General features: G+C 71.5%; 24 protein-coding genes. 11 read left to right on the forward strand and 13 right to left on the reverse strand.

Going from position 1 to position 25,192, the window contains the following annotated elements; translation table 11 throughout:
• Positions 1 to 81 precede the first annotated feature (81 nt).
• Both ACIQVL_RS12420 and ACIQVL_RS12425 read left to right on the forward strand, forming a co-directional pair.
• A complete protein-coding gene (locus tag ACIQVL_RS12420) occupies positions 82 to 636 on the forward strand; it encodes a hypothetical protein (protein ID WP_403443577.1) in 555 nt (184 codons plus the stop codon).
• A gap of 200 nt (positions 637 to 836) precedes the next feature.
• Complete coding sequence (locus ACIQVL_RS12425; protein ID WP_403475270.1) at positions 837 to 1,367, forward strand: hypothetical protein; 531 nt, start codon at positions 837 to 839, stop codon at positions 1,365 to 1,367.
• Here ACIQVL_RS12425 and ACIQVL_RS12430 read toward each other — a convergent pair.
• Both ACIQVL_RS12430 and ACIQVL_RS12435 read right to left on the reverse strand, forming a co-directional pair.
• Positions 1,339 to 2,205, reverse strand: coding sequence for an MIP/aquaporin family protein (locus ACIQVL_RS12430; protein WP_403443572.1), 867 nt, complete (start codon positions 2,203 to 2,205; stop codon positions 1,339 to 1,341). The genes ACIQVL_RS12425 and ACIQVL_RS12430 overlap by 29 nt on opposite strands.
• A gap of 52 nt (positions 2,206 to 2,257) precedes the next feature.
• A complete protein-coding gene (locus tag ACIQVL_RS12435) occupies positions 2,258 to 3,232 on the reverse strand; it encodes a zinc-binding alcohol dehydrogenase family protein (protein WP_403475271.1) in 975 nt (324 codons plus the stop codon).
• Positions 3,233 to 3,443: 211 nt separating this feature from the next.
• Here ACIQVL_RS12435 and ACIQVL_RS12440 point away from each other — a divergent pair, with 211 nt between their 5' ends.
• Positions 3,444 to 4,334 carry a LysR family transcriptional regulator gene (locus ACIQVL_RS12440; protein ID WP_403475272.1) on the forward strand — a complete coding sequence of 297 codons (891 nt, stop codon included), beginning with the start codon at positions 3,444 to 3,446 and terminating at the stop codon, positions 4,332 to 4,334.
• Positions 4,335 to 4,397: 63 nt separating this feature from the next.
• Here the strand turns inward: ACIQVL_RS12440 and ACIQVL_RS12445 are convergent, their stop codons facing one another.
• The 4 genes from ACIQVL_RS12445 to ACIQVL_RS12460 all read right to left on the reverse strand — a co-directional run bounded on the left by ACIQVL_RS12445 (position 4,398) and on the right by ACIQVL_RS12460 (position 8,017).
• Positions 4,398 to 4,904 (reverse strand): Dps family protein, encoded by a 507-nt coding sequence (locus ACIQVL_RS12445; protein WP_403443564.1) that lies wholly within the window; start codon positions 4,902 to 4,904, stop codon positions 4,398 to 4,400.
• A gap of 174 nt (positions 4,905 to 5,078) precedes the next feature.
• A complete protein-coding gene (msrA, locus tag ACIQVL_RS12450; RefSeq protein WP_403443561.1) occupies positions 5,079 to 5,591 on the reverse strand; it encodes a peptide-methionine (S)-S-oxide reductase MsrA in 513 nt (170 codons plus the stop codon).
• A gap of 80 nt (positions 5,592 to 5,671) precedes the next feature.
• Positions 5,672 to 7,111, reverse strand: coding sequence for an APC family permease (locus ACIQVL_RS12455; protein ID WP_403475273.1), 1,440 nt, complete (start codon positions 7,109 to 7,111; stop codon positions 5,672 to 5,674).
• A gap of 33 nt (positions 7,112 to 7,144) precedes the next feature.
• Positions 7,145 to 8,017: a carbon-nitrogen hydrolase family protein gene (locus ACIQVL_RS12460; protein WP_403443555.1), complete on the reverse strand. Its 873-nt coding sequence runs from the start codon at positions 8,015 to 8,017 to the stop codon at positions 7,145 to 7,147.
• Positions 8,018 to 8,096: 79 nt separating this feature from the next.
• Here ACIQVL_RS12460 and ACIQVL_RS12465 point away from each other — a divergent pair, with 79 nt between their 5' ends.
• Positions 8,097 to 8,855 (forward strand): FadR/GntR family transcriptional regulator, encoded by a 759-nt coding sequence (locus ACIQVL_RS12465; protein WP_403475274.1) that lies wholly within the window; start codon positions 8,097 to 8,099, stop codon positions 8,853 to 8,855.
• Positions 8,856 to 8,966: 111 nt separating this feature from the next.
• Positions 8,967 to 10,088 (forward strand): serine hydrolase domain-containing protein, encoded by a 1,122-nt coding sequence (locus tag ACIQVL_RS12470; RefSeq protein WP_403475275.1) that lies wholly within the window; start codon positions 8,967 to 8,969, stop codon positions 10,086 to 10,088.
• 22 nt (positions 10,089 to 10,110) lie between these two features.
• Here ACIQVL_RS12470 and ACIQVL_RS12475 read toward each other — a convergent pair whose 3' ends face one another.
• Positions 10,111 to 10,494 (reverse strand): VOC family protein, encoded by a 384-nt coding sequence (locus ACIQVL_RS12475; protein WP_403475276.1) that lies wholly within the window; start codon positions 10,492 to 10,494, stop codon positions 10,111 to 10,113.
• 115 nt (positions 10,495 to 10,609) lie between these two features.
• Here ACIQVL_RS12475 and ACIQVL_RS12480 point away from each other — a divergent pair, with 115 nt between their 5' ends.
• From ACIQVL_RS12480 to ACIQVL_RS12490, 3 genes are all read left to right on the forward strand, one after another.
• Positions 10,610 to 11,638: an ABC transporter substrate-binding protein gene (locus tag ACIQVL_RS12480; protein WP_403475528.1), complete on the forward strand. Its 1,029-nt coding sequence runs from the start codon at positions 10,610 to 10,612 to the stop codon at positions 11,636 to 11,638.
• On the forward strand, positions 11,639 to 12,631 hold the full coding sequence (locus ACIQVL_RS12485) for a FecCD family ABC transporter permease (RefSeq protein ID WP_403475277.1): 993 nt from the start codon (positions 11,639 to 11,641) through the stop codon (positions 12,629 to 12,631). It begins immediately after the preceding gene.
• 206 nt (positions 12,632 to 12,837) lie between these two features.
• On the forward strand, positions 12,838 to 13,851 hold the full coding sequence (locus tag ACIQVL_RS12490) for a FecCD family ABC transporter permease (RefSeq protein WP_403475278.1): 1,014 nt from the start codon (positions 12,838 to 12,840) through the stop codon (positions 13,849 to 13,851).
• Between the two features lies 1 nt (position 13,852).
• Here the strand turns inward: ACIQVL_RS12490 and ACIQVL_RS12495 are convergent, their stop codons facing one another.
• Positions 13,853 to 14,896, reverse strand: coding sequence for an NAD(P)-dependent alcohol dehydrogenase (locus ACIQVL_RS12495; protein WP_403475279.1), 1,044 nt, complete (start codon positions 14,894 to 14,896; stop codon positions 13,853 to 13,855).
• A 174-nt stretch (positions 14,897 to 15,070) separates the two neighbouring features.
• On the opposite strand from ACIQVL_RS12495, the gene ACIQVL_RS12500 reads away from it, so the two are divergent.
• Positions 15,071 to 15,976: a helix-turn-helix domain-containing protein gene (locus ACIQVL_RS12500; RefSeq protein ID WP_403443536.1), complete on the forward strand. Its 906-nt coding sequence runs from the start codon at positions 15,071 to 15,073 to the stop codon at positions 15,974 to 15,976.
• Positions 15,977 to 16,064: 88 nt separating this feature from the next.
• On the opposite strand, the gene ACIQVL_RS12505 is transcribed toward ACIQVL_RS12500, so the two are convergent.
• The 5 genes from ACIQVL_RS12505 to ACIQVL_RS12525 all read right to left on the reverse strand — a co-directional run bounded on the left by ACIQVL_RS12505 (position 16,065) and on the right by ACIQVL_RS12525 (position 23,881).
• Positions 16,065 to 19,313 (reverse strand): S8 family peptidase, encoded by a 3,249-nt coding sequence (locus ACIQVL_RS12505; RefSeq protein ID WP_403475529.1) that lies wholly within the window; start codon positions 19,311 to 19,313, stop codon positions 16,065 to 16,067.
• A 290-nt stretch (positions 19,314 to 19,603) separates the two neighbouring features.
• A complete protein-coding gene (locus tag ACIQVL_RS12510) occupies positions 19,604 to 20,287 on the reverse strand; it encodes an ABC transporter ATP-binding protein (RefSeq protein ID WP_403475280.1) in 684 nt (227 codons plus the stop codon).
• 134 nt (positions 20,288 to 20,421) lie between these two features.
• Positions 20,422 to 21,897, reverse strand: coding sequence for an ABC transporter permease (locus ACIQVL_RS12515; RefSeq protein WP_403443532.1), 1,476 nt, complete (start codon positions 21,895 to 21,897; stop codon positions 20,422 to 20,424).
• Between the two features lie 171 nt (positions 21,898 to 22,068).
• Positions 22,069 to 23,313: an Ig-like domain-containing protein gene (locus ACIQVL_RS12520; protein WP_403443530.1), complete on the reverse strand. Its 1,245-nt coding sequence runs from the start codon at positions 23,311 to 23,313 to the stop codon at positions 22,069 to 22,071.
• Positions 23,314 to 23,536: 223 nt separating this feature from the next.
• Positions 23,537 to 23,881, reverse strand: a complete 345-nt coding sequence (locus ACIQVL_RS12525) for a hypothetical protein (protein WP_403443527.1) — start codon at positions 23,879 to 23,881, stop codon at positions 23,537 to 23,539.
• Between the two features lie 109 nt (positions 23,882 to 23,990).
• On the opposite strand from ACIQVL_RS12525, the gene ACIQVL_RS12530 reads away from it, so the two are divergent.
• Positions 23,991 to 24,308 (forward strand): hypothetical protein, encoded by a 318-nt coding sequence (locus ACIQVL_RS12530; protein WP_403443525.1) that lies wholly within the window; start codon positions 23,991 to 23,993, stop codon positions 24,306 to 24,308.
• A gap of 41 nt (positions 24,309 to 24,349) precedes the next feature.
• Entirely contained in the window at positions 24,350 to 25,132 is a 783-nt protein-coding gene (locus ACIQVL_RS12535) for a hypothetical protein (protein WP_403475281.1), read from the forward strand.
• The last annotated feature ends 60 nt before the right edge of the window (positions 25,133 to 25,192 follow it).

The following is a 25,192-nucleotide window of genomic DNA, read 5'->3' on the forward strand; positions in this document are numbered from 1 at the left end:
GCCCCGGGTGTCAACAACCCGGCCGCCTCCGGCTCCCCCGGCCCGGAAGCGGGCCCGCGCCTTCCGGGCGTCGGGAGCCGCATGGGCAAGCGCGTACCGGCCGACGCCCGCCAGGCCGTGGTCGTCTACGGCGACGACACGGACTCCGCCGAGAGCACCGTCGTGCTCTACGAGAAGCAGGGCACCGCCTGGAAACGCGAGGGCAGTTGGCCCGCGCACAACGGCAGGCTGGGCTGGACGGCCGACCATCGCATGGACGACGAGCGCAGTCCCGTCGGCGTGTTCTCCCTGACGGATGCGGGAGGCTCGCTCGAGGATCCGGGCAGCCGCCTGCGCTACTGGTACGACGACAACGCCTTCGCCTCCATGGTCGAGGACGGCGACGACCACGTCCACGACTTCGACTACGTCATCGCCATCAACTACAACCGGCTCAAGGGGGTCCCGCCGTTCGACTGGAGCCGCCCCGACGGAGTGGAGAAGGGCGGCGGCATATGGCTGCACCTGGACCACGGCGACGGCACGTCCGCCTGTGTCACCGTTCCCGAGTCCGGTATGAAGACCCTGCTGCACACCCTCGATCCCCGTCTCCACCCGGTCGTGGTGATGGGTGACCGGGAGCGGCTGAGCGCCTGAGCGCCTGGCGGCCGGGCCCGCGGAACCGGCGTCGGTTGCCGCCGATCGGCGATGCCCGTTCGCTGCCGGCTCGGCCGCCGCGACTACAGGGCGGCAACAGGCGTGCATCGGGTGGGCGGCGACGCCGCCCACCCGACGGCGCTCGCCCCTAGCATCCGGGGAGAGGGGGCCCGCAAGCCCTCCGGGCGGGAGGGGGAGCCGTGCGACCGACCACTTCACCACCGGTGTTCCGGCGCTTCGTCGGTGCCGTCGTGGCCGGCGTCGCCTTGGCCGCGACGTCCGGGTGCACGGTTCCCGTCGACGCCGTCGCCGGTGTCTCCGTGACCGGCGACGGACACCTGCTCGGCGTCATGATGATCTGCGGGCACCACATCGACGGCGCGACCCTCTACGTGGACAGCGACGACACCGACAAGACGGTGACGGTCGGTTCGTGGACGTCCGCTCGCCCGCACAAGGCCGGTCTCGTCGTCTGGCCCCTCGAATCTCCCGCCGCCGGCTGGACCACGACCCGGGCGCTCACCCCGCTCACCGCCGGGACCACCTACGCCTTTTACGGCGGGACCAAGGACAACTCCTGGTCGACGAGCAGCGTCTCCTTCACCCGGGCCGACCGGGACCGGCTCGCGCCGGGAGAAGTCCTGTACGACCACGTCTCGGACGACGGCGACGAATCCGCGGCCGTCGTCCCGCTGACGCAGTTCAGAGCGACGGCCTGCCGTGACATGTGACGCCGCGGTCCTCCGGCCGGGCGGCGGAACCGCCTTTGTTCCCCGGCCGGCGGTGTGGCGCGGTGCGGTCCGCGGTGCGTCGGCCGAGGAGGCCGTTGCGGAGGGCTGCCGCCAGGAGGGCGCCCAGCAAGGGGGCGAGCAGGTAGACCCAGAGGAAGTCCGGCCGGGCGGCGACGACGGCGGGGCCGAACTGGCGGGCCGGGTTGACCGAGCCGCCGGTCGTGGTGCCCAGCAGTGCGATGGCCGTTCCGATCAGGAGTCCGACGAGCCAGGGGACCAGCCGGGCGAGTCGGGGCGCGGCCAGGAAGAGCCCGACGAGGAGCACGATGACCCCCATCGAGACGGTCTCGGCGGCGAACAGCGTCCCGGCGGACCAGCCGGGGCCCGGCCGGAGCGCGGCGTCCTCGGCGGGCGGGCGGCCCAGCGCCGGACCCCACACGGCGCGGCCCGCGGCGGTGCCCAGGAGGGAGCCGAGGAGCTGGGCGGCGATGTAGGGGACGACCGCGGCGCCGGGGAAGAGCCCGAAGCGCCACATGGCGATCGAGATGGCCGGGTTGATGTGCCCTCCGGACGCCCGGCCCGCCGGACTGAGGATGAGCCCGGCGAGCAGCAGTCCCACACACGCGCCGATGACCAGCAGCTTCTCGTGGATCTGGGGGATCGCCGCCGAGACGGGTGAGGGTCCGGCGACCCAGCGCACGATCGTGGTGACTCCGAAGAGCAGCACCGTGGCCAGCAGGCACTCAAGGACGCTGCCGAGTGCTGCCGTACGCCAGCCGGGGGCGGAGGCGGAGGCGGGCGGGAGCGAGGGGGCCTGTGGTCCCGCTTCCGAGGTCATGGTGGTGGCCTGTCGGGGTCGGGGGTACGGGGTCGGTGCGTGCGGAGCCGGTTCACGGGCAGATGACGACCCGGCCGCGGACCCGGTTCTGCACCGCGAGGTAGGCGTCCCCGCCGTCGTCCAGGGGGTAGCGGTCGGCGACGGGCAGCGGCCTGAACTGCCCGGAGTCGAAGAAGGGCGCGAGCCGCTGCAGCCGCGTACCGCACTCGGTGACGTCGAAGTGCGCGCTGTTGCAGCCGAGGATCCGGTGCTCGTTGCGGTAGAGGGCGAGCAGGTCGATCTCCACGGTCGGCGAGCTCACGGCGCTGATCACGACGAGCCTGCCCCGGCGGGCCAGCGAGGCCAGCGCCGCCGGTGTGGTGACGCCCCCGACCGCGTCGTACACCACGTCCGCGCCCCGGCCCCCGGTGAGGCGCCGGACCTCGGCGCCGATCTCCTGCGCGGAGCCGTCCAGTGCGACGAAGCCGTCGATGACCGACGCGGCCGGGCTGCCGTCGTCGGGGCGGGCCCGCCCCAGGCCGATCACCCGGGCGCCGAGCGCGTGGGCGATCTGGGCGACGGCGCCGCCGACCCCGCCGGAGACGCCGATGACGGCCACGGTCTCGTCCTTGGCCAGCTGGGCGGCCTCGACGGCGCCGAGCCAGGCGGTGACGAAGTTGACGCCCACGGCCGAGGCCTCCTCGAAGCTCAGCCGCTCCGGCTTGCGGGCCAGCGCTGCCGCCGGAACGGTGATCATCTGGGCGTGCGAGCCGTCCCGGGTGAAGCCCACGTCGCCGCCGGTGCCCCAGACCTCGGCGCCGAGCCATTCCCGTGGTCCGCCGACGACGACGCCTGCGAAGTCCCGCCCGGGGGTGCGGGGCAGAGTCGTGTCCTCGAACCGGCCGGCGACGTTCTTGAGGTCCGAAGGGTTCACCGAGGCGGCCCTGACGGCGACGACGGCCTCACCGTCCCCCGCCACCGGATCGGGCATCTCGGTCAGCGCCAGGACCGAGGGTCCACCGAAGTGGTCGAAACGCAGAGCACGCATGACGGGGGCCTTTCTCACGGGGATTCTCACCGGGTCTCACCGAGGCTCTGACCGAGGTACTGACCGAGGTTCTGACCGGGATGGCTTTGTCCGTCCGCCGGTGGCGGCCCCCCCCATCTCCATCCAGCGTCACGCTCCCGGGCGATCGCGTCCAACGAAATCGTTCGATCAGCCCCATCGATCCGGGAGATGAGCCGGGGATAATGGGAGCGTGGAGCTGCGGCAGTTGGAGTACTTCGTCGCGGTCGCCGAGGAAATGAGCTTCTCCCGGGGAGCCCAGCGGCAGAACGTCGTCCAGTCGGCGGTGTCCGCGGCTGTCGGGAAGCTGGAGCGGGAGCTCGGTACGCCCCTCTTCGACCGGTCGAGGCAGCACATCAGGCTCACGCCGGCCGGTCGGGCGTTCCTGACCGAGGCCAGGTCCACCCTGCACGCCGCCCAGCGGGCGAAGGAGACGGTCACCGGCTTCCACGGACGGCTCAGCGGCACGGTCGACCTGGGCGCGCTCATGTCGTCCGGCCCGCTCGACGTCCCCGCCGCGCTGGGCCGGTTCCACGCGGCGTACCCGCTGGTGTCGGTGCGGATGCGGCAGAACCACGCGGGATCGGCCGGCCACCTCGCGGCGGTCGCCGACGGCTCCCTCGATCTGGCCCTGGTGTCCAGGACCGGCAAGCCCGCGAAGGTCACGCTGCGGCCGCTCGTCGCGGAACCGCTGGTGGCCCTCTGCCACCCCGATCACGTCCTGGCCGGCCGCGGTGAGGTCCGGGCCGCCGACCTGGCGGACGAGACCCTCGTGCAGTTCGTCACGGGCTGGGGCATCCGCAGTCTGGTGGACGAGGCCCTTCGTGACGCCCACGCGGAACCCGCCGCCCCGTACGAGGTCTCGGACTACGCGACCGCCGCCGGACTCGTCCGCCACCGGCTGGGCACCGCGCTCGTGCCCCGGTCGGCGGCCGCCCTCTATCCCGAGCTGCGTGCTCTCCCCCTGGTCCCCACCGTCACCTGGCACCTCTCGCTGGCCGTACCCGACGGGCGGAACCTCTCGCCCGCCGCCAGGGCTCTGGCGGATGCCCTCGCCCGCCAGGCGGACCGGAGCGGCCGGTGACGGATCACCGGCCGGCGCAGGTCAGCGGTCAGCGGTCAGCGGTCAGCGGTCAGCGGTCAGCGGTCAGACTGAGCGGTTCTCCGCGCTGACCATCCACGCGTGCTTCTCCAGGGAGTCGATGACCGTGTGCAGCAGGTCGGCGGTGGACGGGTCCTCGGCGTCGACCTCGTCGTGGACGCGGCGCACCGTGTCGACGACGGCGCGCAGTCGTGCGGTGATCAGGTCGACCACGGCACTCACGCTCCGCTCGTCCGCCGGAAACTTCGGGAGGGTGGTGGTCGCCGCCACGGTGTCGGAGCGCCCGTCCGGGCAGGAGCCCAGGGCCCGCATCCGCTCGGCGATCGTGTCGGCCGCCTCCCGCGCGTCGTCGACGACCTCGTCCAGCTGCAGGTGCAGGTCGCGGAAGTTGTGCCCGACCACGTTCCAGTGCGCCTGCTTGCCCTGCAGATGCAGTTCGACCAGATCGGCCACGATCTCCTGCAGGTGTCCGGCGAGCTGCGCCGAGGCCGTGAACTGCGGGGCGTCTTCCTTGCGGCGGCGCGAGGCGCCCTTCGAGCTGCTGGGGGACATGCCTCTGCTCCTTCGACGGGACGATCCGCGCTGTCTGTGGATCCGGTCGGATTCAGACTCGTGAACGGAGCGCGTCGCCGCCATCCGGGGCGTCCATCCGCGTCATGAGGCGGCCCGGCACCCGGCGGAGCCTCGTGCGATGGCTTCCACCGGGTGCCGGGCCCGTCCCCGTCGTCAGCCCTCCGCGCGGACCGGCAGCTTCCAGCCGGGACGCGGGAAGTGGCAGGTGTAGCCGTCCGGGTAGCGCTCCAGGTAGTCCTGGTGCTCGGGCTCGGCCTCCCAGAAGGGGCCGACCGGTTCCACCTCGGTGACGACCTTGCCCGGCCACAGCTGGGAGGCGTCCACGTCCGCGATCGTGTCCTCGGCGATCCGCTTCTGCTCGTCGTCGACGTAGTAGATCGCCGAGCGGTAGCTGAGGCCGATGTCGTTGCCCTGGCGGTTCCTGGTGCTCGGGTCGTGGATCTGGAAGAAGAACTCCAGGAGAGCCCGGTAGTCGGTCTTCTCGGGGTCGAAGAGGATCTCGATGGCCTCCGCGTGCGTGCCGTGGTTGCGGTACGTGGCGTTGGGCACGTCACCCCCGGTGTAGCCGACCCGGGTGGCCGTCACGCCCGGCTGCTTGCGGATCAGGTCCTGCATCCCCCAGAAGCATCCGCCGGCCAGTACGGCCCTCTGCGTCTGCACAGTCATCGTGACCCCTCCAGTTCTCGTCGGCCCGGTCACCCGGGCTCCTCGGCTCGCACACCGGCGGCCTCCGATGTCCACCCACCTCAACGCGTGCGGGTTCCCGGCGATTCCGCGCCCGCCGTCCGGCCGGTCGCCGTCCCGGGGGCCGGGTCCGGGGCCGGGTCCGGGGCCGGGTCCTCGTCGAAGGTCATCTCCGGCGGGGACTTGCGGAAGCCCCGGGTGAGGTAGGCGAGGTAGCAGACGCCGAGGGCCAGCCAGATCAGGCCGAGGGTGCGGGCCCGGTCGTCGAGGTGGCACAGCAGCCACACGTCGACGACGGCGCCGACCGCCGGGAGCAGGACGTACGACCACACGGCGGGGCGGCGGCCCGCGCGGCGCTCCCGGACGTAGGTGGCGATGACGGAGAGGTTGACGAAGGTGAAGGCGGTGAAGGCGCCGAAGTTGATGAAGGAGGTGGAGGTGGCGACGTTCAGGCGCAGCGCGATCAGGCCGACGGCACCGGCGAGGAGGATGTTCAGGGCGGGGGTGTGGTACTTGGGGTGGATGCTGCCGAAGACCTTCTTCGGCAGCACGGAGTCGCGGCCCATCGCGTAGAGCAGCCGTGACGTGCTGGCCTGGGCCGCGATCCCGGAGGCGAACTGGGCGACGATCAGGCCGGCCAGGAACACGGAGGAGAACAGGTCGCCGCCGACCGCCTTGGCGATCTCGAACGCGGCGGAGCTGGAGTCGGTGAACGCGTACCCGGGGTGGGCCAGCTGTGTGGTGTAGGCGACGACGACGAAGATGCCGCCGCCGATCAGCGCGGTCAGCAGGATGGCGCGGGGGATGGTGCGCTGCGGCTCGACGGTCTCCTCGGTCAGCGTGGTGACCGCGTCGAAGCCGAGGAAGGAGTACGCGGCGATCGCGGCCCCCGCGGAGATGCCCGCGAGGCCGGTCGCGTGGTTGGCGAACGGGGTGGCGCTGACGAGTCCGGCCGCTCCCCGGTGCTGGAAGACGTGGTGCAGGCAGAGCAGCGCGAAGATCGCGACGACCAGGACCTGGAAGACCATCAGCAGGTCGTTGACCCGCTCCGCGGTCTTGATGCCCCGGATGTTGAGCGCGGTGGTCACGACGATGAACGCGATGATCCACACCCAGAACGGCACCGAGGGGTACTCCGCCTGGAGGTAGGCCCCGCCGATGAGCCAGATGACCATGGGCAGGAAGAAGTAGTCCAGCAGGGTGGCCCAGCCGACGAGGAAGCCGACCCGGGAGTCTATGGAGCGCCGTACGTAGGTGTAGGCGGACCCGGCGACGGGGTGGGTCGCGGCCATCTTCCCGTAGCTGTGCGCGGTGAAGAGCATGGCGACCAGGGCCAGCAGGTAGGCGGTCGGCACGGCGCCGTGGGTGCTGTCGGCGACGACGCCGAAGGTGCCGAGCACGATGATCGGGGTCATGTAGGCGAGCCCGAAGAGCACGACGGATCTCAGGGTCAGGCTGCGGGTGAGCGCAGGCGGGGAGGAGGGTGCGGAGGGTGCGGACATGGCGTTCCTTGCGGGAGGAGGGGACGGAACGGATCAGTCGCCGGCCGGCCGCCAGCGGCGGGGGTCCAGACGGCCGTCGTAGAGCGGGAGGTCGATGGGGGCGTCGGCCTCGGTGAACTGGTCCCACATGCGGTTCAGGCCCGCGGTGCCGAAGGTCCGTACGCGGGTGACGTCGTCCAGGTCGAGGACGTCGGTCAGCACGGTGGGCGCGGAGTCGGCGGCCTGGACGCGGACGCGTCCCTCCGGGTCGACGACCAGGCTGCGCCCGGTGCCGAGGGGGCCCGCGGTGTTGACGCTGACGACGTGGACCTGGTTGACGATGGCGTTGGCCCGGGCGAGGACGAGTTCCTGGGCGCGGTCGGCCGAGGTGGTCATGACCGGGTTGACGATGACCTCGGCGCCCATCCAGGCCAGGTGCCTGGCCACCTCCGGGAACCAGGCGTCGTAGCAGATGGCGAAGCCGACGCGGCCGGTGCCCGGGAGGTCCAGGACGACGAAGCGGTCGCCGGGGGTGTACGGCTCGAAGGGCCGCCACGGGAAGAGCTTGCGGTAGTGGGCGGCGAGCCGGCCCTCGGGGGTGAACGCGAGGGCGGTGTTGAAGAGCTCCCCGGCCGGGCCGCGCTCGGCCACGGTCCCCGGGAACAGCCAGACGCCCAGGTCGCCCGCGAGCTCGGCGAGCTGCCGCACCCGGGGGCCGTCGAGCGGCTCCGCGGCGGCCGCCAGGCGGGCCTCCGACTCGGCGGGCGGGCCTTCGGTGCCGCACAGGTGCAGCTCGGGGTAGACGACGAGGCGGGTCTGCGGGAAGCGCGCCAGTACGCCCCCGACGTCTTCGGCGAAGCCGGACAGCGGGTCGGTGGCCGGGCGGGGAGGGGCCTGGACCAGGGCGACGGGGAGGGGTCGGGACATGGCCAGGAAATTAACTCAATATGAGCCCTTATACAATGGTCTCATTATGAGCAGTTTTACTGGCCGCTACATTGAAGGCATGACCGGCACCCCCGACGGATCCGCACCGGCGCACCCCGAGGGGCCCGTCCTCGCCCTCAACTCGCCCAAGCTGAACGGGATCCGCCGGCTCACCGCGCTGGATACGGTGCGCGCCCGGATCGCCATGGCGGTCGACCTCGGGCTGCTCTCCCCCGGCGAGCGGCTGCCCCCGACCGACGCCATAGCCGAGGCGCTCGGCGTCGGGGAGATCACCGTGCGCCGCGCGCTCGGCTCCCTGTGCGCGGACGGCGTCCTGGAGCGCAGGCGCGGCCGCAACGGCGGCACGCTGGTCGCCGAGCAGCCGGCCCGGGGGGTCGTCGGCGCGGCCGAGGCGTACCACGGGCAGAGCGCCGAGGTGCACCGCCTGATCGACGAGCGGACCGTCCTGGAGTGCGGGATCGCCCATCTCGCCGCCCGCGGCATGACCGGCGCGGCCCTCGACGAGCTCGACGCGCTGGTCGCGGCCATGGACCGGGCGGTGAGCTGGGCGGAGTTCCACTCCTGCGACGAGCGGTTCCACCTCGCCGTGGCCCGCGCCACCGGTCTCGACGCGAGCGTCGGGACCTACGGGACCGTGCTGCGCCGGCTCTACGCGTACTACCTCCCCTACCCCCTCGCCGCGCTGCGCGAGTCCAACGACGAGCACCGGTCCCTGGTGGCGGCGCTCCGCGCGGGTGACGCGGCCGCGGCGGCCGACATCGCCCGCCGCCACGTCGAGACCCTGCACCGGACGATGTTCGTGGGACTGCTGCGCTGAGCGGCAGCGCGCCCCGCAGGGGTCGCCGCGGTCCGAGACGACAGATCGCGGCACCGCCGGGGCACCGATATTCGGTTGCCGGGACTCGCGCGTGCGGGCTCAATGGCAGGCATGGCCGATATCCAGGGCTCGTACGACGAGTTGTTCTCCGCCGTGCCCTCCACACTCGCCGGATTCGTCGACGAAGGTGACGTGGGAGGTGCCGTGGCCGTCTTCGTGGACGGGCGGCCGGTGGTGGACGTGTGGGCCGGGTTCGCCGACGCCGGACGGACCCGGGCCTGGGAGCGGGACACGATCGTCAACGTGTTCTCCGTGACCAAGACGATGACCGCGCTGTGCGCGCTCGTCCTGGTCGACCGGGGGAAGCTGGACCCGGACGCGCCGGTCGCCCGCTACTGGCCGGAGTTCGCGGCGGCCGGCAAGCGGCACGTGCTGGTGAGGCATCTGCTGTCGCACACCGCCGGGCTGCCCGACTGGGTGGGACCGGTCGAGGAGCTGTACGACTGGCCGGCCGCCACGGCGCGGCTCGCCCGGCAGGCACCGCTGTGGGAGCCGGGGACCGCGGCCGGGTACCACTCGCTCACCCAGGGGTTCCTCGTGGGCGAGGTGCTGCGCCGGATCACCGGGCGGAGTGTGGGTGAGTTCTTCGCCGCGGAGGTGGCCGGGCCGCTCGGCGCGGACTTCCACCTCGGCCTCGGACCCGAGCACGACTCCCGGGTGGCGCCGACCCTGCCGCCGCCGGGGCGGGACGAGGACTACACGGCGGGTGCGGCGAACCCCGACGCGACCCCCGCCGACCCCGCCACCGCTCCCGCCACCGCCTTCCGCCTCCGGGACGGCAACGGCATCGCCTGGCGCCGCGCGCAGATCCCCGCGGCGAGCGGCTACGGCAACGCCCGCTCGGCCGCCCTCGTCCAGTCCCTGCTGGCCTGCGGCGGAACCGTCGGCGGGGTGCGGGTGCTGTCCCCCGAGGGGTGCGAGCGGGCGCGGGAGGTGCAGTTCGAGGGCGAGGACCGGCGCCTTGGCATGCCGGCCCGGTACGGCCTCGGCTACGGCCTCTTCGGCAACGCCCTCGGCTGGGGCGGCTGGGGCGGCGCGCTGGTCTGGGTCGACCCCGGCGAACGGATGGCGATCGCGTACGTGACGAACCAGATGCGCGAGCCCGCCGCCGACAACCGGGGCATCGAGCTGGTCATGGCCGCCCAGGACGGCCTCACCGGGCTCCGGGCCTGACCTGGCCCGACCTGGCCCGGGGTCAGCCGCCGCTGCCGTAGGGGCGGGTGAGGATCTCCAGGCGGTGGCCGTCGGGGTCGTCGAAGTAGGTGCCGCGGCCGCCGTCGTTGGTGTTGACCTCGCCGGGACGGCTGTGGGACGGGTCGGCCCAGTAGCTGAGGCCGGCCTCCCGGACGCGGGTGAAGATCTCGTCGAAGTCGTCCTCGGAGACCAGGAAGGCATAGTGCTGTGGCGAGATGTTCCCGGGGGTGTCCAGGTAGTCGAGGGTGACACCGTTGGGCAGCGCGACCGGGGCGAACGGGCCGTAGTCCGGGCCGACTTCGAGACCGAGGATGTCGGCGAGGAACCTCGCCGAGGCGTGCCTGTCGTGTGCGGCGACAATGGTGTGGTTCAGGTTCACGGTCATCGTGGGACCTCCTCCCGTCCAACGTACTCCCGGCACCAGCTAAGGTAAGGCTCGCCTTAGTCATTGATCGGGAGAGTCAGTCGTGCGTGCGTTGAGGTTGAGGGCCGTCGTGGCGGTGTCCGCCGTGTCCGTGGTGGGCGGCCTGCTGGCCGGCTGCTCGTCGTCCGGCGGTGACGACGACGCCGGGGCCGCCGCCCACGGCGACGGAACCGTGAACAAGGTCGCCGGCGCCTCCGAGGGCCCCTCCGCCGCGCCGAGCGCCCTCGCCGACGGGATGGGCTCCGACACCGACACCGACGGCGTCTTCCCGCGCACGGTCACCCACTTCGAGGGAGAGACCACCGTCAAGGCGCAGCCGAAGCGGATCGCGGTGCTCAGCACCGGGCAGCTGGACGACCTGCTGACCCTCGGCATCGTCCCGACCGCCGGCACCCGCGCCGAGAACGCCGGACTCGTCCCCGGCTACCTCGCCGACGCCTTCCCGCAGTACAAGAAGAAGCTCGCCGCGATGACCGACGCGGGCACCCGCACCGCGCCCAACCTGGAGTCCCTGGCCGCCGCCAGGCCCGACCTGATCCTGGTCAACGACTCGCTCGGCGACCTCTACCCCCAGCTGTCGAAGATCGCGCCCACCGTGGTCACCGCCGGCCAGGGCATCAACTGGAAGCGGGACCTGCTGCTCGTCGGGGACGCGGTCGGCGAGGGGCAGAAGGCGCAGGAACTCCTCGACGACATCGTCGGCAACGCGAAGGACAGCGGCTCCGCCCTCGACGGCTCGGCCACCGTCTCCATGGTCCGCTTCACGCCCGACCGCACCCGGATGTTCGGCGTCTCCTCCTTCACCGGCTCGATCGCCGTCGACATGGGCCTGTCCCGCCCGAAGTCCCAGCGGTTCAACGCCATTTCGCAGGACATCAGCGCGGAGAAGGTCGACATCGCCGACGGCGACTGGATCTTCTACTCCGTGCAGGGCGACGCACAGAGGACGGACGCGGCGACCGTGCTCGCCGGACCGCTGTGGAAGTCGATGAAGGCGGTCACGGCCGGGCACGCCGTCCAGGTCGACGACGACCCCTGGTACCTCAACGCCGGTCCCACGGCCGCGCGTCTGGTGGTACGACAGCTCGCCGAGCACCTCCGGTAAGTGCGCCGCGCCCTGCTCTGGCCGACGGCCGCCCTCGCGGTGGCCGTCGTCGCCGTGCTCAGCCTCGCCGTCGGCACCCGTGCGGTACCGCCGGCGACCGTCCTCGACGCCCTGCTGCGCGGCGGGTCCTCCCCCGACGCGCTCGTCGTCCGTTCCCTCCGCCTGCCCCGCACCGAGGTCGGCCTCACCGCGGGCGCCGCGCTCGGCCTCGCCGGGGCCGCCCTGCAAGCCGTCACCCGCAACCCGCTCGCCGACCCCGGCATCCTCGGCCTGAGCCAGGGGGCGGCGGCCGGGGTCGTGCTCGCCATCGTCCTCGGCGGCTCCGGGTACGGCTTCGGGGCCTACGTCTGGTACGCCTTCACCGGCGCCGTCCTCGCCGCATGCCTGGTGTACGGGGTCGCGGCACGCGGGCGGGGCGGGGCCTCCCCGGTGAAACTCGCCCTCGCCGGCACCGCCCTCGCCGCGATGACCGCGGGCGCCACGACCGTCGTCCTCACCTCCAGCTCCGCCACCCTCGACCAGTTCCGGTTCTGGCAGGTGGGGGCGCTGAGCGGACGGGACGCGGGGACGGTCGTACGGATGCTGCCGTTCCTCGCGGCGGGCGCCGTGCTGGTGCTGTCCTGCGCCCGCGGGCTGGACGCACTCGCGCTCGGCGACGAGACGGCGCGGGCGCTGGGGCACCGGGTCCACCTGGTCCGGGGGTGCGCGGCGCTGGGCGCGACGCTGTTGACGGCCGCGGCGGTGGCCGCGGCCGGGCCGATCGCGTTCGTCGGGCTGGTGGTGCCGCATCTGGCACGGCGGCTGGTCAGGGGCGGCGGGTACGGGCGCGTGCTGCCGCTGTCGGCGCTGCTGGGGGCGGGGCTGCTGCTGGCCGCGGATGTCGTGGGCCGGGTGGTGCGGGCTCCTGCGGAGGTGCCGGCCGGGGTGATGACGGCGTTGGTGGGGGTGCCGGTGCTGGTGCTGCTGGTACGGAGGAAGGGTGCCGTGTCGTGAGGCGTACCCGGGATGGGGGCTGGAGGCGGGGGGTGCCGCTCACCGGCGCTGGCAGGGTGCCTCCCCCAGCCTTCGGCCGGGGGGACCCCCAGCGCCCACCCGTGCCGCCCCGCGGCACGCCTGCCCGCAGCTGGGTGGCTGTGAGGCGCCCCGCAAGGGGTGCGGGGAACTGCGCGGCCCGCCCCCACCGGCCCGCAGGTGCATTCGTGCTGCGGCCGCACCCCCGTCTCTCCCTCGTCCTCCACAAACGTTCGATCCTCGTCGCCCTCGCGCTGTTCGCCCTGCTCGCCGCCGCCATGGTCACCTCGGCCTGCGTCGGCCAGACCTACATCTCTCCCCCGGACGTGTGGCGCACCCTGCGCGGCGCCCACACCCCCTACGAACTCGTCGTCAACGAGCTGCGGGTCCCCCGGATCGTGCTCGGTGCTCTCGTCGGCGCGTCCCTCGGGCTCGCCGGAGCCCTCGTGCAGACCGTGACCCGGAATCCGCTCGCCAGTCCGGACGTCATCGGCGTCGGGCACGGCGCCGCCGCCGCGACCGTGCTCGCGCTGGCCACCGGCGCCGTCGCCGCGCCCGGTGCGATGCCCGTGGTCGCCGTCGGCGGCGGGCTGACCGCCGCCGCCCTCGTCTACGTGCTCGCCTGGCGCCACGGCATGCAGCCCAGCCGCTTCGTGCTCACCGGCGTCGGCATCGGCGTCGCCCTGTCCGCCGTCGTCCAGCTGTATCTCACCGACAGCGAGCTGGACGCGGCCGAGCAGGTCAAGCTGTGGCTGACCGGCAGTCTGAACGGGCGGGGCTGGGAGCAGGCCGGACCGCTCGCCGTGGTCGTCGTGCTCGCGCTGCCGGGACTGGTGTGGGCGAGCCGGGCCGCGCGGCCGCTCGGGCTGGACCCCGACACCGCCGCCGCCCTCGGCCTGCGCGTCGACCGGGCCCGGCTCGGTCTGACCGCCCTCGGCGTCGTGCTCGCCGCCGCCGCGACCGGAGCCGCGGGACCCGTCGGGTTCGTCGCGCTGACCGCGCCGCAGCTGGCGAGGCGGCTCACCCGCACCCCCCAGCTGCCACTGGTCTGCTCGGCGCTGACGGGTGCGGTCGTCCTGGTGGCCGCCGACCTGGTGGCCCGCACCCTGGTCCCTCCGCTGGAGATCCCGGTGGGTGCGCTGACCTCCCTGGTCGGCGGCCCCTGTCTGCTCTGGCTCCTCGGCCGGAAGCAGAGTCGGTGACTCAGATCGTCGCCGTGTCGATCACGAAGCGGTAGCGGACGTCGCTGTTGACGACCCGCTCGTACGCCTCGTTGATCTCGTCGGCGCTGATGAGCTCGATCTCGGCGCCCAGGTTGTGCGCGGCGCAGAAGTCGAGCATCTCCTGGGTCTCCGGGATACCGCCGATGCCGGAGCTGCTGAGGCTGCGGCGGTTGCCGAAGACGGAGGAGAGCAGGATGTGCACCGGCTCCTCGGGGATGCCGACGTTCACCATGGCGCCGTCCGTCTTCAGCAGCGACAGGTAGGCGTCGAAGTCCAGCGGCGCCGACACCGTGTTGAGGATGATGTCGAAGGTGCCCTTGAGGTTCTCGAAGGTCTTCGGGTCGCTGGTCGCGTGGTAGTGCGTGGCGCCCAGCTTCAGGCCGTCGTCCTTCTTGCGGAGGGACTGGGACAGCACGGTGACCTCCGCGCCGAGAGCGGCGGCGATCTTCACTCCCATGTGGCCCAGGCCGCCGAGACCGACGACCGCGACCTTCTTGCCGGGACCGGCGTTCCAGTGCCTGAGGGGCGAGTACGTGGTGATGCCGGCGCACAGCAGGGGGGCCGCCACGTCGAGGGAGAGGCCGTCGGGGATGCGGACGACGTAGTTCTCGTCGACGACGACCTTCTGCGAGTAGCCGCCGTAGGTGGGCTGCCCGTCCTTGCCGACGGCGTTGTACGTCCAGGTGGGGCCGCCGCCGGTGCAGTACTGCTGGAGACCGGCCTTGCAGTTGTCGCACTCGCGGCAGGAGTCGACCATGCAGCCGACGCCCACCCGGTCCCCCACCGCGTACTTGGTGACACCCGGGCCGACCTCGGAGACGACGCCCGCGATCTCGTGACCGGGCACCATCGGGAAGATCGCCGTACCCCAGCCCTCGCGGGCCTGGTGGATGTCGGAGTGGCAGATACCGGCGAACCGGATGTCGATGAGGACGTCGTGTTCGCCGACCGCGCGCCGCTCGATCGTGGTCCGCTCCAGCGGTGCCTTGGCGGCGGGCGCGGCGTAAGCAGCAACAGTGGTCATGAGGGGGGTTCTCCTAGAGGTGTCTTCGCACCCGGTCGCCTTCTTCCGTCCCGGGCACGTTTCCAGGCTCCTCCACGCTACGTCCGTCACCCAGCCCCCGCCTCTGCGTACGTCTGCCGTGCCTACCACTGGCGGGATCAGGTTCGGGGACGTACGACCGTGAATACTGGATGTATGGAAGACCGGTCCCTGCCCGCCGCCCCCGCCGCCTCCCCGTCCCTTGACCGGCGTGCCGAGCTCAGCGAGTTCCTGCGCACGCGGCGGGCCCGGCTGCGCCCCTCCGACGTGGGACTGCCGGACTTCGGACGGCACCGCAGGGTGCCGGGGCTGCGCCGCGAGGAGCTGGCGCAGCTGGCCGGGGTGTCGGTGGCGTACTACACGCGCCTGGAACAGGGCAACGGGCGGAACGTGTCGGCGGAGGTGCTGGACTCGATCGCCCGCGCGCTGCAGCTCACCGACGCCGAGCACGCGCATCTCACCCACCTCGCCAAGGGCAAGCAGCACAAGAAGAAGGCATCGGCGCGGCCGCAGCAGGTGCGCCCGGCGCTGGGCCAGCTGCTGGCGGCGATGGACGGCGTACCGGCGTACATCGGGGGGCGCCGCTCGGACATCCTGGCGTGGAACGGGATGGCGGCGGCGGTCTTCGGCGACTGGTCGGAGCTGCCGGTCGCGGAGCGCAACTGGGCGCGGCTGGTGTTTCTGCGTCCCGAGTACCGCGATCTCTTCGTCGAGTGGGAGCAGAAGGCGATCGACATCGTCTGCCTGCTGCGTATGGACGCGGGCTGCTACCCCGACGACCCCCGGCTCTCCGCCCTGGTGGGCGAGCTCTCGGTCAAGAGCGAGGAGTTCCGCCGGCTGTGGGCGACGCACGACGTCAAGGAGAAGAGCCACGGGGTGAAACGGCTCCGCCATCCCCTGGTGGGCGAGCTGTCCCTCAGCTACGAGTCGTTCCGGATGCCGGACGACCCGGAACAGTCCCTGGTCACGTACCACGCGGAGCCGGGCTCCCCGTCGGCCGAGGCGCTGCGGCTGCTGGCCAGCTGGGGCTCGGACGCCACCCGGGTCGCCCCGGCACCCTGACCGGCGGCCTGCACGGCATGGAGAACGGCCCGCCGGAAGCCGCGCTTCCGACGGGCCGCTCGCTGGGGTGCTACTCAGCGGCCACGGCTCACTTGCCGTAGTACGCGTCGTAGATCGAGACCGACGACGTGTTGCCCTTCTTGTCGGCGATCGTGGCGCGGAGCGAGACGGCCTTGCCCCTGGCCGGGTTCTTGACGGTGACCTTGCCGTGGCTGACCGTCGCCTTGCGCCAGTTCCGGCCGTGGTCGTAGGACACGTACACCGTGAGGGACTTCAGGTTGCGGCCGGCGGCCGCGCCCTCGACGGTGACCGGGAAGGTGGCTTTCCTGCCCGCCGCGACGCGGCTGTCCAGGCCGGTCCCGGCACCGAAGTGGACGGTGGAGGCCGGCAGCTGGGCCAGCACGGTGCCGCTGCCCGGCTTCTTCGAGCGGAAGGTCCAGCTCGCGTCGATCCGGGTGGAGGCGGCGGCGACCTTGGCCGAGCGGACGACCGAGGTGGTCAGCCGGTACGCGGCGTCACCGGACGGCACCGTGAAGACGCCGTCGCCGAAGAGCGGGTCCTTGTTGGAGCCGACCTTGGTGCCGTTGCGGTAGAGGGTGGTCTTCACCGACAGGAAGTCGGAGGACCCGGCGTGCCGGCCACCGTCGGAGAAGAGCGGGACGATGCCGTAGATCTGGTTGCCGTCCCGGTACAGGCCGAACCCGCTGCTCAGCTCCGGTCCGAAGACGGCCGTGTTGAAGGTGTTCCGGTAGGTCCTGCCGGCCTTGTACGTCTTCGGGTCGCCCAGGGTGTAGAAGGCGTCGGCGACCGGCAGGCCGTAGGCGTCGTGGCCGGAGTACTGGGTGGCGTCGAAGCCCCACTGGGCGCGGTCCACGGTGGAGACGTGGAAGGTCCGGGTGCCGGGCAGCTTCTGCTCCACCGCGTCACCCACGACGAAGTCCTCGCCGACGACACCCCACGGGCTGACCGAGCCGGTCTTGTCCGGGGCGGAGGCGCCGACGGTGTTCCGGACCGTGGCCAGCTCGCTCGTCCTGAAGTGCCGGACCTTACCGCCCTGCAGCTTCTTGACCTGGGAGCTGGTGGCGACGTCGTACTCCTCGTTGCCGCCCTTGGTGAACTGGCCGCTCCAGGTCTGGGTGAGACCGTTCGCGACCTCGCCGCCCAGCGGCGCGACCCGGATCTTGTCGAAGCTGTCGAAGCCGACCCCGAATCCGACGCCCGCCGGGTCGTACATGTAGTCGATCGTCGCCGTGTGCGGCTTGGCCCCGGCGTCCGGCACGGTGATGTCGGCGGCCTTGGCGGTGCGGGCGTCGATGGTGAGCGTGAGGTCCTTGGTGACGCTCACCTTCGGGTTGACCAGCCAGTCGACACCGCCGTCGAAGGTGGTGAAGTCCTTGGCGATCAGGGCGTCCAGCAGGTACGTGCCCTTCGGCACCCGGAACGTGACGGTCCCGGTGCCGGAGACCGGCACGACGTAGTCGCGGCCGTTGCCGAGGCCCGCGTAGCTCGTGAGGTCGGTGCTGTAGACGCCGGTCGGGTTGCCGTCGCGTCCGATGTGCTTGACGGTGACGCTGTACGACTGCACCTCGCGCTGGACCGCGGCCGCCGTGCGGATGCTCTGGCCGCCGCCGGTCGCCGTCACGTACGCCGAGTAGGCGCCGTCGAGGGTGCCGCCCAGCTTGGTGTCGACGGTGAGGCCGACGGAGGCCGTGCCGCCCGCCGGGACGGTCACCTGGGTCGCGCCGAGCTTGAAGAAGCCGGCCGGGGCCGCCGCGCCCTTGGGGTCGGTGGCGGACGACTTCAGGGTGAGCGTCACGTCGGAGGTGCCGGTGTTGCGGTACGTCAGCTGCCTGGTGACCGGGGTGTCGTCGGTGTGCGGCCACTGCTGCACACCGAAGTTCACCGACACCGGGTCGGCGAGCACGGTCTGCTTGATGGCCTTGTCGACGGCGATCCGGCCCGAACCCTGCTGGAACGGCGTGTAGTTGCCGCCCTTCGCGGAGCCGGTCAGGGCCGCCTTCAGCTCCTGGAAGCCCCAGTCGGGGTGCTCCTGCTTGAGGATGGCGGCGGCGCCCGCGACGTGCGGGGTCGCCATCGACGTACCGGAGATGGTCAGGTAGCCGGGCGGGTTCTCGCCGACCTCCTGGTCGATGACGCTGCCCTTGGCCGCGGCCGCGGTGATGTCGACGCCGGGCGCGGTGACGTCCGGCTTGATGGAGCCGTCGGCGGCGGGTCCGGTGGAGGAGAAGTCGGCGAGCTTGTCCTTGCCGTCGACGGCGCCGACGGTGAGCGCGTCGGCGGCGCTGCCCGGCGAACCGATCGACTCGGGGCCCTCGTTGCCCGCGGCGATCGCGAACAGGATGCCCTTCTGCTCGGAGAGCTTGTTCACCTCGGCTTCGAGCGGGTCGATCTCGGGGGTGTCGAAGCCGCCGAGGCTGAGGTTGACGATGTCCGCGCCCTCGGCCGCCGCCCACTCCATGCCGGCGAGGATGCCGGAGTCGTCACCGGAGCCGGTGTCGTCCAGGACCTTGCCGTTGAGGATCTTCGCGCCGGGCGCGACACCCGTGTACTTGCCGTGCGACTTGGCGCCGGTGCCGGCCGCGATGGACGCGACGTGCGTGCCGTGTCCGAAGTGGTCGGAGGCGTCGGCGGCCGTGCTGAAGTTCCTGGACTCGATCACCTGGTCCTTGAGGTCCGGGTGGGTCGCGTCCACGCCGGTGTCCAGGACGGCGATCTTGACGCCCTTGCCGTTGTAGCCGGCCTTCCATGCCACGGGCGCGCCGATCTGCGGCACGGACTTGTCGAGGCTGGCCTTGCGGACGCCGTCGAGCCAGACGTGCGCGATGCCGGCGGCGGCCTTGTCACCGTTGGTGACCGCGTCCCACAGCTCGGGCGTCTCCTTGGCCGGGGTCTGCACGGCGTCCGCGTTCAGCGTCTTCAGGCTGTGCCGCAGGGTGCCGGCGTCCCGGACGTCGGCCTTGGTGGCGGTGGCGGCGCCCTGGTAGCCGACGATGACCTTCAGGCCGTTCTGCTGCGCCTTGCGGGTCGCGGCCCTGTTCAGCTCGGTGACGTCGAAGAGCCGTCGGTCCAGCTTGCCGGAGGCGATCAGCTGGACGGCGTCACCGGGGACGACGAGGGTGTGCCCGGCGGCCTTGCTGATCCGGAAGGGTATGTGCCCGCGCCCCTTCGCCCGCTCCAGGCCGACGACCCGGCCCTTGGCGTCGAGGGCGACCCGGTCGCCGGTGATCAGGGTGACGTGGTGCTTGGCGGTGAGCGAAGAGGCGGCCGCGGCCGAGGCGGCGCGCGATTCCGGCTTCGCCGACGCCGGGCTGGTCATGCCCGCGGCGAGCGCGACGGCCGCTGCCGTGGCCACGGTGGCCACGGCAGCTTTTTTCACTTGTCTGCGCAAGACTCCCCCAGGAGACGGTGTGCCGGGCGAACTCCCCGTTCACCCGGCCGGGGGCAGTCCCGTACGCACATACGTCAACCCCCCGGAATACGGAGTATGCCGGGGGGTGATCAGCGGGCTCAATAGATGAGAGACCGGTAAGAAGAGTGCGGGACAACTGTTACGCGCCGGGGCGAACACCGTTACACAACCGCGCGGTCCTGCGCGGCGCGCCGGTGTTACGCGCCCGCGTTCTCCTTGACGGTGATCTTGCCCTTGCGGATGGTCGCGAGGCGCGGCGCCTTCTTCGCGATCGCGGAGTCGTGGGTGACCATGATGAAGGTCAGCCCGTGCTCCTTCCACATGCGCTCCAGCACGTCCATGATCTCGTCGCGCATGCCCTCGTCGAGGTTGCCGGTGGGCTCGTCGGCGAGCAGCACCTTGGGCTGCTTGACCAGGGCCCGCGCGATGGCGACGCGCTGCTGCTGGCCGCCGGACATCTCGCCGGGCAGGTGGCCGAGGCGCTCGCCGAGACCGACCGACGTCAGCGCCTCGGCGGCGCGCTCACGGCGCTCCCTGGTCTTGGTGCCGAGCGGGACGAGGGCGGTCTCGACGTTCTCCTGGGCGGTGAGCGTCGGGATCAGGTTGAACGACTGGAACACGAAGCCGATGTTCTCGCTGCGGACCCGGGTCAGCTTGGTCTCGGAGAGCTTTGCCAGGTCGGTGCCGTCGAGTACGACCTCGCCGGAGGTCGGCCGGTCCAGGCCGCCCAGCATCTGCAGGAGGGTGGACTTGCCGCCGCCGGTGGGGCCCTGGATGACCAGGCGGTCGCCGTCGGCGATGGTGAGGTCGATGCCGTCGAGGGCGCGGACGGTGTCCTTGCCGCGTGTGTAGAGCTTGGTGACGCTTCTGAGTTCGTACATGGTGGCTCCCGTTGTTCTTTGGGGTGGGGCGGCTCGGATTTCGGCCGCGGGCCGGTGGGGGCTGGTCGCGCAGTGCCCCGCGCCCCTTACGGGGCGCTGCTGTCGTCCCCACCCCCCGCCCCGGCCGACGTCGACTACTCCACGCGCCGCAGCGCATCCGCAGGACGGAGCCGCGACGCGCGCCAGCCGCCGAACGCGCCCGCGATCAGGCCGCCGGCCACCGCGAGGCCCACCGCCAGCGCGATCGTCGTCACGCTGACCGGGGCCGTGAGGGCGACCTCCAGGGTCTTCGCGGCCTGTCGGCCGGGACCGCCGGCGAAGCCGCCGCCCCCACCGCCGCCGCCGAAGCCGCCACCACCGGTGCCGCCACCGCCGCCGCTGCCGACGGAGGCGTCCAGCGTGGGGCTGATCGCGGTGACCACGTACGCGCCGACCAGACCGAGCCCGATCCCGAGCGCACCGCCGACCAGGCCGTTGACCATGGCCTCGCCGATGACCTGCCGGGTGACCCGGCCGGACTTCCAGCCCAGCGCCTTCAGCGTGCCGAACTCACGGACGCGGCGGGAGACCGCCGAGGAGGTGAGCAGGCCGGCGACCAGGAACGCGGCCACGAGCACCGCGATGGACAGCCACTTGCCGACGTTGGTGGCGAGCGAGGACGCCGTGGACAGCGAGCCGGAGACGGTGTCCGCGAGGTCGGCGGAGGTGGTGACCGTCGTACCGGAGACGTTGCTCTGGATGGTCTTCTTGACCGAGGAGATCTGCTTGGAGTCGGTCGCCTTGACGTAGATCGTGGTGACCTTGTTCTTCTCGTCGGCGAGCGTCTGTGCCTGCTTCAGCGGCATGTACAGGTTGGCCGCCGCGTCACCGCTGTCGGCCGTCGCGATGCCGACGATCGTGAACTTGACCTTGTTGATGGTGACGGTCGAACCGACCTTGTACTTCTTCTCCTTGGCGTACGCCGAGTCGGCGACCAGCACCTTGGCGTCCGTCTCGGTGGTCTTGAAGGTACGGCCGCTGGTGATCTTCGACGAGGTCAGCGGGCCGACCGCGGTCTGGGTGACGTCGGTGCCGTAGACCGTGTACGAGTTGACGTCGAAGTTGGCGCCGCCGCCCTGGACTTCGCCCTGCGGTGCTCCGGTGCCGCCACCGCGGTTGCCGCCGGTGCCGCCGGAGCCCTGGTTCTGCTGGAACTGACCCCGGGTGAACTGGCCGCTGATCTTGACCACGTTGAGGTTCAGCCCGCCGACCGCGGTCGCGACGCCCTTCTGGTCGCCGACCTTGGTGACGGTGGTGGAGGCGAGGGTGGTGAAGCCCTGCACCATGACACGGTCGCTGCTCTGTGTGCTCGACGAGCCGTTGTTCTGCGCGTCGAAGTTGAAGCGGGGCCGCTGGGAGGCGCTCGTGGACGCCGATGCGGCCTTGGTGACCGTCATGTCCGTACCCAGGCCGTACAGCGACTGGAGGACCTTGTCCTGTGCCTTCCCCATGCCGTTGGACACGGAGTTGACCACGATGACCAGTGCGATGCCCAGCGCGAGGCCGGAGGCGACGACGAGAGCCGCCTTTCTGCGGCGGCGCAGTTCGCGCCTCAGGTAGGTGAAGAACATGACCGCAAGGTAGGGACGCACCGTGATGGCTCGATAAGGCCCAAATAAGAGATGCATGAGAAGGCTGTACGGAGGCCAGGAACGACCCCGCACCGGGCTGTCAGCGCAGGACGTGCCGAAGGCGGCCGTCCCCCGGGGGAACGGCCGCCTTCGCTGCGGTACCGGGACGGCTCAGACGGCCGAACCGGCCTTCCAGTCGGCCCAGTTCATGTTCCAGCCGTTGAGGCCGTTGTCGGGGGCCACGGTCTTGTCGCCGGTGTGGGAGATGACCACCACGTCGCCGACGATCGAGTGGCTGTACATCCAGTAGGCGGGCGTGCTGGTGTCGTTGGCGCCCTTGGTGTCGGACAGGCCCACGCAGCCGTGGCTGGTGTTCACGGCGCCGAAGACGGACTTGGCGCCCCAGTAGTTGCCGTGCAGGAAGGTGCCGGAGCTGGTGAGGCGGATGGCGTGCGGCACGTCCTTGATGTCGTACTCGCCCTTGCCGTCACTGTCGGTGAAGCCCACGGTCGCGCCGTTCATGCGCGTCTCCTTGAACTTCTCGGACATCACCATGATGCCGTTGTACGTCTTGTTCTCGGGCGAACCCGCCGAGATCGGGATGGTCTTGACGGTCTTGCCGTCCTGGGTGACCTTCATCTCCTTGGTCTGGGCGTCGACGTAGGAGACCTGGTTGCGGCCGATGTGGAAGGTGACCGTCTTCTGCTGCACGCCGTAGACACCGGAGGCGCCCTCGACACCGTCGAGCGCCAGCTTCAGCGTGACGGTGGAGTTCTCCTTCCAGTAGTCCTCGGGGCGGCAGTCCATGCGCTGGGTGGAGAACCAGTGGCAGGCGACCTCCTGGCCGCTGCTGGAGGTGACCGTGACGCCCTTCTGGACGGCGGCCTTGTCCGTGATCTGCTTGTCGAAGTTGATCGACACGGGCATGCCGACGCCGACGGTCGAGCCGTCCTCGGGGGTGAAGGTGCCTATGAAGCTGTTGGCCGGGGAGACCGTGGTGAAGGAGGCGTTCTCGTGCGCGACCAGCCCGGCGGAGTCCTTGGCCTCGGCGGCGACCTTGTAGGTGGTGGACCGCTCCAGCTGGGCGGACGGCTTCCAGCTGGTCTTGTCGGCGGAGAGCGCGCCGGCGACGGCGGTGCCGTCGGCGGTGGTCATGGTGACGCCGGTGAGCGTACCCTTGCTGACGGTGACGGCCGCGGAGTTGTTGATCGACGCGTTGGCCGAGCCGTCCTTGGGTGTGATGGTGATGTCGGCCTTCGACGACTTCTTGGCCGCGGCCTCGTCCGCCTGGGCCTGCGAGCTCTGGCCGCCGCCGGACGCCTTGTCGTCGCTGCCGGAACACGCCGTGAGCACCAGAACACCACCGAGCAGTGCGGACGCGGCCACCAGGCCCCTGCGCCGCTTACTGTCCGTCATCACACGCTTCTCCATCGTTGCCGAGTCCGCGAACACACCGAGAGCCCCCGTCAGGAACCTTCAACGCTAAGGCCGCGTCGCCCCGTTCCACATTCCCCGGATCTGTGGGGCACACCACGTCCACAGGGGCGGCCGGTGCGGAAGGGACCGGTCCGCGCGCCCTCTGAGACGACGAAACCCCGGGCGGCGGTTGCCGCCCGGGGTCACCGGTTCCCCGGATCGCTCAGCCGATGCCGCCCTCTTCGTCGTCGCCGTCGCCATCATCCTCGTCGAGATCCCAGTCCGGCGAATCGGGGTCGTAGGAAATCCGCTCGCTGGACCAGGAGGCCTGCTGGAGCTCGACCCCGGGCACCTCGCTGACCAGGTCGAACGGATCAACGAGATAGGCAAGCGCCTCGGCGGTGTCTTCCGTCACAGCGGCCTCGGCCTGCGCCCGCTCGTCGCCGGGCAGGTCGGGATCCCCGGCGATCCGCCGCAGCGCGGCCTTGGTGACCTCGCCGGCGTCCTCCACCTCGAGGACCAGCTCCACCCGAAGTCGCACAAAACGTGATGTCTCTGGAGTGCTCATGACGGGAGCGTACGACCGAAACCTCCCGTGACTTTCCCGTGACCCGCGATTTTCACTAACATCGGCCCACACGGCCAATTCGCCAGCGTCACAAGGGGATCGATATTCCGTGTCATCCGCTCGCCGCCCGTTGCTGACCGCCACCGCCGCAGGCACGCTCCTGTGCGCGCTGTGGTTCGTCCCGTCCGCCCACGCGTCGCAGGACGCCCCGGCGAGAACCGGCACGTCGGAGAGTACGGCGACCCGGGTCACCCAGCAGGCGAGGGCGCTGTCCGAGGCCACGTCCGAGGCGACCGGGGACGCCACCCACCTCGCCGACACCGGCAGCCCGGACACCACGCCGTACGTCATCGGCGGCACCCTCTTCCTCGCCGTCGGCGCGGGCTTCGTCGTCTACTCGGTCCGCCGGGAGCGCCTGGAGTTCTAAACGACTTGACCACTCCTTGACCGGGGACTCACAGTCCTCTCATGAAGAGATCACCGGGCGTGCGGACCTGCGCCCTCGCCGTCGGCGGCGTGCTGTCCCTCGCCCTCATCACAGGCTGCTCCGACGGGAGTTCCACGGACACCTCGGGCACCGCGCGGGAAGCGTCCGCCGTCAAGGCGCTGAACACCGGAGAGTTGAAGCAGCGGATCCTCGCGCAGGGCGAGGTGGACGGCTACAAGGTCAACGCGGTCGGGGAGGCGGCGCCGACCCGGAAGACCATCAGGTCCAGCGACGAGAAGTGCCGCCCGCTGGCCTACGTCCTCACCGGCCTCGCCCCGGCCGACCCGGCGTCCGAGATCGGCCGCACGGTGCGGGAGGAGAAGAAGGACCCCACCGACGACGCGACCTCCCTCGACGACATGGCCGACGGCAAGTTCGAGAGCGCGCTCAAGGACTCCCTGGACCTCGACGTCACCTCCCTCGACCTGTCGTCGTACGACGGCGACGGCGCCCAGCAGGCCCTGCGGGCCGTCTCGGCCGCCCTCAAGGAGTGCGCGGCAGGCTTCACGGGCGGCACCTCCGCCGACGCGCAGAAGGTCACCGAGGTGACGCCCACCAAGGCGTCCGGATCGGGCGACGAGTCGATCGCCTTCACCGCCACCACCGACGTGGACGGCGACAAGGGCCCCCTGCACGCCGAGGTCGTCCGCTACGGCAACACGGTCGCCACGTACTTCACGATGAACATCGGCGCCATGATGACCGGCAAGACGTACACGGTGCCACCAGCAGTGATCAATGCCCAGTCGACAAAGCTGAAGTAGCACGCGAACTCCCCGCGCCTCTTCGAGCAGGGGCGCGGGGAGCGCCCCAGGGGCGCGGGG

This window comes from Streptomyces sp. NPDC090499 (assembly GCF_044769305.1).
Taxonomy (GTDB): Bacteria; Actinomycetota; Actinomycetes; order Streptomycetales; family Streptomycetaceae; genus Streptomyces.